This is a genomic window from Pseudomonas sp. IT-P253 (assembly GCF_949768125.1).
GTDB lineage: Bacteria > Pseudomonadota > Gammaproteobacteria > Pseudomonadales > Pseudomonadaceae > Aquipseudomonas.
In genome coordinates this window covers 67,918-75,121 of sequence record NZ_CATKPT010000021.1, presented here as the reverse complement: position 1 = coordinate 75,121, position 7,204 = coordinate 67,918, and the positions used below count along the sequence as shown (strand labels likewise).

Annotated in this window: 3 protein-coding genes and 1 pseudogene; all 4 read right to left on the bottom strand. The window is 58.7% G+C overall.

Features of this window, described 5'->3' with window-relative positions; all coding sequences use genetic code 11:
* Positions 1–481 precede the first annotated feature (481 nt).
* The 4 genes and pseudogenes from ACM6IR_RS12845 to ACM6IR_RS12830 all read right to left on the bottom strand — a co-directional run bounded on the left by ACM6IR_RS12845 (position 482) and on the right by ACM6IR_RS12830 (position 7,194).
* Complete coding sequence (locus ACM6IR_RS12845) at positions 482–1,552, bottom strand: threonine aldolase family protein (RefSeq protein ID WP_414908038.1); 1,071 nt, start codon at positions 1,550–1,552, stop codon at positions 482–484.
* Positions 1,553–1,664: 112 nt separating this feature from the next.
* Positions 1,665–2,480, bottom strand: a complete 816-nt coding sequence (locus tag ACM6IR_RS12840) for an AraC family transcriptional regulator (RefSeq protein WP_414908037.1) — start codon at positions 2,478–2,480, stop codon at positions 1,665–1,667.
* Positions 2,481–2,781: 301 nt separating this feature from the next.
* Positions 2,782–4,033, bottom strand: a pseudogene (locus ACM6IR_RS12835) (transposase).
* Positions 4,034–4,170: 137 nt separating this feature from the next.
* Positions 4,171–7,194 (bottom strand): FAD-binding and (Fe-S)-binding domain-containing protein, encoded by a 3,024-nt coding sequence (locus tag ACM6IR_RS12830; RefSeq protein ID WP_414908036.1) that lies wholly within the window; start codon positions 7,192–7,194, stop codon positions 4,171–4,173.
* Positions 7,195–7,204: the final 10 nt, after the last annotated feature.

The window sequence follows — 7,204 nt, the reverse complement described above, 5'->3', positions numbered from 1 at the left end:
AAGCAAGCTGACGCCGTGAGTGTTCATGGCCGCGGTGAAACAATCTGAATACCTGAAACCCTCCCCGATTTTTTTTCAAAAGTGCCAAGTCATGTTGGCGGTCAGGGCTTGAATCCAGGCGTTGGCGAACTCGCCTGATACACGATTGCCAGAGAAAGGTTTTTTCTGATCGGCGGGCATGCCCCATCCAGACCGTGACCCAACTCACACGCTCAGGAGTGTAGATCACAATGAGCCAGCATCCCCTTGCGCAGCTAAGATCGTGCGCGTTATTTGGCATCGACTGGTTGAATCCACAGCCAAAAGCCGCCATTCAACGTCTACATAAGCAAGGACAGATTCGAGGTCTGCAAGCGGGTAATGATCGGCACCCATATCACCGCCAAAGCCAGCGAATGGCGGTGTTGACGCTACTCTTTGACTGAGCGCGCCTGATCCAAGGCCGGCGCGCATTAAGCCCCGGCCATGCCCATCACAACGGTTATGCGCGCAGCGTATCGACCACTCGCCTGACCTGACTCAACAGATGATCGACGTCCTCGGCGGTGGTCGCGAACGAAGTAACAAAGCGAACAATGTTCGGCCCCCAGCGATCATGGTAGAACCCGAACCCGGCCTTTAGCAGGGCTTCGATGATTGCCGAATCCAGCTTGCAGAACAGGATGTTGGCCTCGGTGTCGCCCAATACTTCAACGCCTCTGAGACCAGCAAGCCCACGTGCCAGACGCTGGGCGGCATCGTTGGCCTGGCGCGCGTTACGCAGCCACAGGTCGTCGGTCAGGTACGCATCGATCTGCGCCGAAAGAAAACGCATCTTGGAGAAGAGGTGGCCTGAGCGCTTGCGGCGATAGCTCATCTCGGTGGCAAGCGTGGGATTGAACAGGACGATCGCTTCGGCGGCCAGTGCACCATTCTTGGTAGCTCCAAACGACAACGCATCCACCCCGGCTTTCCACGTCATCTGCGCTGGGGAGCACCCGAGGGAAACCAACGCGTTGGCAAATCGGGAACCGTCCATGTGAAACCCCAGGGCGCTTGCTTTGCACACCTCACCGATGGCGGCGATTTCGTCCAGGTTGTAGAGGCTACCGACTTCAGTGGCCTGGGTAATGCTGACGCAAGCAGGTTGGGTCGTGTGCACGTCACCTACCTTTTCACGTGTCCGTTCGCGCAGGCGGGCAATATCCAGCTTGGCCGATGGGCCGTCGATGGTCATCAGCTTTGCGCCATTGGAAAAGAACTCGGGTGCGCCGCACTCATCGTTGTTGATATGGCTGGCCGGATGGCAATAGATGTTGCCCCAAGGCGGCGTCATCGCACTCAGGCACAGGCTGTTGGCGGCGGTGCCTGTGGGGACGAGAAAGACGTCCACGTCGCGCTCGAATATCTCGCTGAACGTGACCTTGACCTGCCGGGAGAGTTCGTCCGTGCCATACGGACTCGCCTGGCCGGTGCTGTGTCTCATCATGGCTTGCGCCACTTCTGGCGAAGCCCCCGCGATGTTGTCGCTTGCAAAACCCAGTGCGGGCGGTCTGTTTGTTTCAGCGTTCATTTTCCTGTCCTCGGCTGCACGGGCGAAGATGATTCGCCCGGTTTTGCGCATCCTACGGAGAGGGACGGTGCTCAGGCTTGTAAAAAATTGACGGCCACCGAAACGCCGAAACTCAATTCCTGTAGCGTGAAGGCGCGACGCCGAATGCGTGTCGAAAAGCACGGTTGAAATGGCTTTGATCGTAAAACCCGACCGCCTGGGCGACATCGATAATCGGCAGTTCGCTACGCGACAGCAGGCCACAGGCCTGTTCAAGACGCAGTCGCAGCAGCCATGCGTGCGGCGTCATCCCGATGGTCCGTTTGAACTGCTTGAGGAATGAAAACTGGCCCAGCGCGCAAAGTCCGGCGAGGTCATCGAGGGTAATTCGCTGATCGATGTGACTGTAACAATAGTCCCTGAGGCGTGACCATTGCAGGGGCGAGAGTGCTCCCGAAATCGCCTCGGGCATGATCACCCGTGACTGGCGCAACAGACATTCAACAAGGGTGATCCATTGCGCCTGCACCGCGAGACCGCCAGGCCCAATGGACTGTTGCATGGCCTGGTGCAGGCCGCGCAGGTTGCCGACAAGCCCGGTGTTCTCGAGCAACATGCCGGCCAGCTCCAGATCCTTGGGCCGACCGCTGATTTCCTCTGTGAGGCTCGCGACCAGAGCCTGGGACAGACGGAATGTCTTGAGTGTGTAGGCGCCACCGCCCTCAGCCACGCCATCGTGGATTTCGCCCGGCGGCATCAGGGCAATATTGCCCGGCCCTAACAGAAACGACTCGCCTTTGGATCGGTGACGCTGGATGCCTTCGGTAACGAAACCAACGTGGAAGTCGAGGTGGTAATGGCGATCGAAACCGGAATCCGTCAGGCGCGCCGAGCCCAGCACCAAGCCGGGCACTTCGGTAACGTGATGGTAACTTGCGTGCTCAGTCATAGAACCCATACCAGGATCGGCGGCGAGGAAGGCCGATGAATTCTAGATCCGCGCAAAATATAGATCTACAGGTTGTCAGCTTTTGGCTGTCTTGAAGGACTGCAAACCCAAAGCTGCCCTTCGTGACCGTCAGTAATCGGCCGATTCTGTTGAAAAAGTCGGATTTTCAGATCACCTGAACTCAGGCACGGCCACCACCGGAGAACCTACTCACCACATTGAGTGGTTTCTCGGCCCTTCGTTGACCTTTGTTGCTTTGTTATTGGGTTAGTTTGAGGTTTTTTGCTTAGTGCAGGCGCACCTATCCCGTGACTGGTGGCGCTTGAGATGAAAATTTGGCCAGCCGTCGCAGGTTCTGCACCGCAGCGGCCAGCGTGAATTCATCGGTCGCACCACTCAGGCCACGTAGTCGCAAGCGATCCAGTTTCAGGATGCGCTTGAGGTGGGCAAACAACATTTCGACCTTCTTACGTTCGTGGCGAGAGCGCGCGTACTCCGGCGTCGCTGCGATGCGTCGAGCCGCATCACGAGCGGCTTCATGGACGCTGCGGACGATCTTGCGAAACGCAGTGTTGGGGCAACACTTGGCCTTCATCGGACAGGCTACGCAGTCGGCCTGTCGGGATCGGAAGATGATGGTGTTGGCTTTGGTGACGTGCGAACGCTCATTTTTGAAGGCTCGCCATTCGCTGCGCAATGCTTTGCCGGCGGGGCAGCGGTATTCCTCAGCCTCTTCATTCCAGTGGAAATCGTTGCTCGAAAAACTGTTGTTCTTGCGCTCGGTTTTGTCCCACACCGGCACATGCGGCTTGATGTCGAACTGCGGTTCGATGAGCCGGTGTGGGTTCCACATCCATGATCACGCCGTGCTCGGTATCGATCAGATAATTCGTGGAGTAAGCGTAGAACGCTGGGCCACCTGGAGCTGCGGTCCAGCGGGCTTGAGGATCAGTCAGCGACAGGCGCTTCGGTAGCGTTTCGGCCAGAGCCTCTTCATCGAGGGCTTCAAGGTACTCACGCACGGCGCGGGTACTCAGGGCCGGATCGCTCCAGTTGACCTGTTCATCACCCGGTACGCCGCGCTGCCGGCTGGCATCTGCTTTGATGATGCTGGCGTCCACGGCAAAGCCTTCGCCCTTGACCAGGCCGGCGTCCATGCAGCGACGCAGCACTTCATTGAACAACCAGCGAAACAGATCTCTGTCCCGGAAAAGGCCGTGTCGATTTTTGGAAAAGGTCGAGTGATTGGGGACTTCATCTTCAAGGTTTAACCGGCAGAACCAGCGATACGCCAGGTTCAAATGGGTCTCTTCGCACAGCCGCCGCTCTGAGCGAATGCCATAGCAATAGCCCACGATCAGCATGCGAATCATCAGTTCGGGATCAATCGACGGACGCCCAATCGGGCTGTAAAAATCGGCGAGGTAATGGCGCAAGTCACTCAGATCGAGGCACTGATCAATGCTGCGCAGAAGGTGATTGGCTGGGATGTGATCTTCAAGGTTGAAGGAGTAAAACAGTCGCTCCTGCCCACTCGATAGCTGTCCCATCATGCTGTGTGATCCCCCGCCGACCAATGAAGCAATTTTGCCGCAGGCCAGACAGGGGAGCTACTTTTTCAACAGAATCGGCCAGAAGCGGACGCTCGTTTCCAGCATCAATCCGCAGGATTCAAACGACCGCTCCCCTTTCACTTCGCGAGCGTATGCTCTAACACAACCTCCAATGGATGGCGCAGTTGCATGTTGGCAAAGCGTTTCACCTGACTGCGACAGGAGTATCCCGTTGCCAGCGCCTCACTCTTTTCTTTCAGCTTGTCGGCCCAGGACTGCTCAAAAATGGTCCGTGAGTGGCCTTGGTTACGTGTTTCATGGCCGAAGGTTCCGGACATGCCGCAGCAGCCGGTCGCCTCAGGTGTCAACTTAAGCCCGAGCCGGGCAAAAACGGCTTCCCATTGCGAAGTGCTGGCCGGGACATTGGTTTTCTCGGTGCAGTGCACCAACAAACGGAATGTCCCAGTCGCGGGATGCAGGTTATCCGGCAACACATCGCAGAGCCACTCCTGAGGCAGCAAGACCTTCGGACAATCATTCAGCCCCGGTACTTTCTGATATTCCTGGCGGTAGACCAGCGTCATCGCCGGATCCAGGCCCACCAGCGGCACTCCACAGTCGGCGAGGGCATTGAGCTGATTGCCGTTGCGGATTGCCGTCTTGGCGAAGGCACCAAGAAAACCCTGCACGTGCAACGGCTTGCCGTTGGCGCTATAGGGCGCCAGGAACACTCGATAGCCCAGCTGATGCGCCAATTGTATAAAGCTCGCCAGCAACGGTGTTTCGAAGTAACGGGTGAAGGCGTCCTGCACCAACACTACGCTACGCACACGTTGTGCGACGGTGAGTTCGCGTAAGGCTGGCACGCTGGCGACAGCGACCTTGCAGCGGGTCAGCGTGGCCTCCAAGTCATGACGATTGATCAACGGACTGTCGAGCATGCCGACCTGGCGCTCAAGCAGCCGGCTCATCCATTTCGAGCCCATCACCGCGTTGTACAAGCCTGGCGCGTAGGCCATGTAAGGAATGGTGAACTCCAGCGAGCCGATCAGATAGTCGCGTAGCGGGCGCTGATAACGACCGTGGTACAGCTCCAGAAATCGCGAACGGAATTCTGGCACGTTGACCTTGACCGGGCATTGTCCCGCACAGGATTTACAGGCCAGGCACCCCGCCATCGCGTCGTAGACTTCATGGGAGAAATCCGCTTCGCCACGCGAGCGCGCCAGGTTATTGCGCAACCTCGTCGGCAACCCGCTCAACCACGACAACTTGCCCCGGGCCGCTTGCAATACATCGACATTGGCCGCGCCTTGCAAACGCAACCACTCGCGAATCAACGACGCCCTGCCCTTCGGCGAATGCTGGCGTTCACGGGTGGCTTTCCACGACGGGCACATCGCATCATTGGGATCGTAGTTGTAACAAGCGCCGTTACCATTGCAGTGCAAAGCGGTGCCGAAGCTTTGCCAGACGCGCTCATCGATTTGCCGATCCAGATCACCACGCAGCGTGACTTCGTTGACCCTGAGCAAGCCCTGGGCGGCGTCCGGCGGGGTGCAGATCTTGCCCGGGTTGAGCTGATTGTTCGGGTCGAACGCACCCTTGAGCAATTGCAGCGACGGGTAAAGCTCGCCAAAAAAACCGGGTACATATTCCGAACGCAATCCCTTGCCATGCTCGCCCCACAGCAGACCGCCATAACGCCTGGTCAGCTCGGCCACAGCATCGGAAATCGGCTTGACCAGAGCGGCCTGGGCCGGATCTTTCATGTCCAGCGCCGGACGTACATGCAATACACCGGCATCGACGTGACCGAACATCCCATATGTCAGGTTATAGCTGTCCAGCAACGCACGAAACTCGGCGATGTAGTCGGCCAGTTTCTCCGGCGGCACGGCGGTGTCTTCGACAAATGGCTGCGGGCGAATCTCGCCTTCGACGTTACCCAGCAGCCCGACCGAACGTTTGCGCATGTTGTATACGCACGTCACTGCTTCGGCCCCTTCGGCCAAGGTGTGGCCCAGTCGCTCGATCGTCGTATCGGCCTGCAGATGCGCCACGAACGACGCCACGCGAGCGTTGACGTCCGCCAGGTCTTCACCGCTGAACTCCACCAGATTGATGCCCAGCGTCGAGCGCTCGGCGTCCGTCGGAAAATACTCGGCGACGCTGTGCCAGACAATGTCTTTCATCGCCAGCATCAACACCTTGGAGTCCACGGTTTCGATGGACAACGGCTTGTGCGTCAACAGCGCGTTGGCGTCGCGCAACGCATCCATGAAGCTGCCGTAGCGCACGTTCACCAACACCGAATACTTGGGTATCGGTAGCACGTTGAGTTTGGCTTCGACGATGTAGCCCAGCGAACCTTCCGCACCGCACAGCACGCTGTTGAGGTTGAAACGCCCGTGCTCGTCGCGCAGGTGGGCCAGGTCGTAACCGGTCAGGCAGCGGTTGAGTTTGGGGAACACCGACTCGATGAGGTCGGCCTGGGTTTCCTGGATGTGTCGCGCTGTCCGGTACACCTCGCCGATGCGGCCGGGTTGCGTGCACGCCACTTCCAGCTCCGCGTCGGACAGCGGCTGGCTGTGCAGGTGCTCACCGCCGAGTAGTACGCTGTGTAGTTCCAGTACGTGATCGCGGGTCTTGCCATAGGTGCAGCTGCCCTGGCCGCTGGCGTCGGTGTTGATCATGCCGCCGACGGTGGCGCGGTTGGACGTCGACAGCTCCGGGGCGAAGAACAGTCCGTGCGGTTTGAGCGCGGCATTGAGCTGGTCCTTGACCACGCCCGCCTGCACCCGCACCCAACGCTCGACGATGTTGATCTCGAGGATGTTGTTCATATGCCGCGACAGATCGACCACGATGCCATCGGTCAACGACTGGCCGTTGGTTCCAGTGCCGCCGCCCCGCGGGGTCAATTTGATCTGGCAAAAGCGTGGTTCGGCCATCAAGGTCGCTATGCGTGCGATATCGTCCGCGTCCACGGGGAACACCGCGGCTTGCGGCAAGCGCTGGTAAATCGAGTTGTCGGTTGCCAGCACGGTGCGAGTGGCGTAGTCGGCGCTGAGCTGACCGCAAAAGCCGCTGGCGCGCAGGGCTTGAAGAAATTCCGGGTACTGTGCCGCGAGTGCAACGGTGGGCAACTGAGCGATCATCGCAGGCTGT

Coding starts and splice junctions, on each gene's coding strand:
- ACM6IR_RS12845 (WP_414908038.1), bottom strand. CDS start 1,552: ATGAACGCTGAAACAAACAGACCGCCCGCACTGGGTTTTGCAAGCGAC.
- ACM6IR_RS12840 (WP_414908037.1), bottom strand. CDS start 2,480: ATGACTGAGCACGCAAGTTACCATCACGTTACCGAAGTGCCCGGCTTG.
- ACM6IR_RS12830 (WP_414908036.1), bottom strand. CDS start 7,194: ATGATCGCTCAGTTGCCCACCGTTGCACTCGCGGCACAGTACCCGGAA.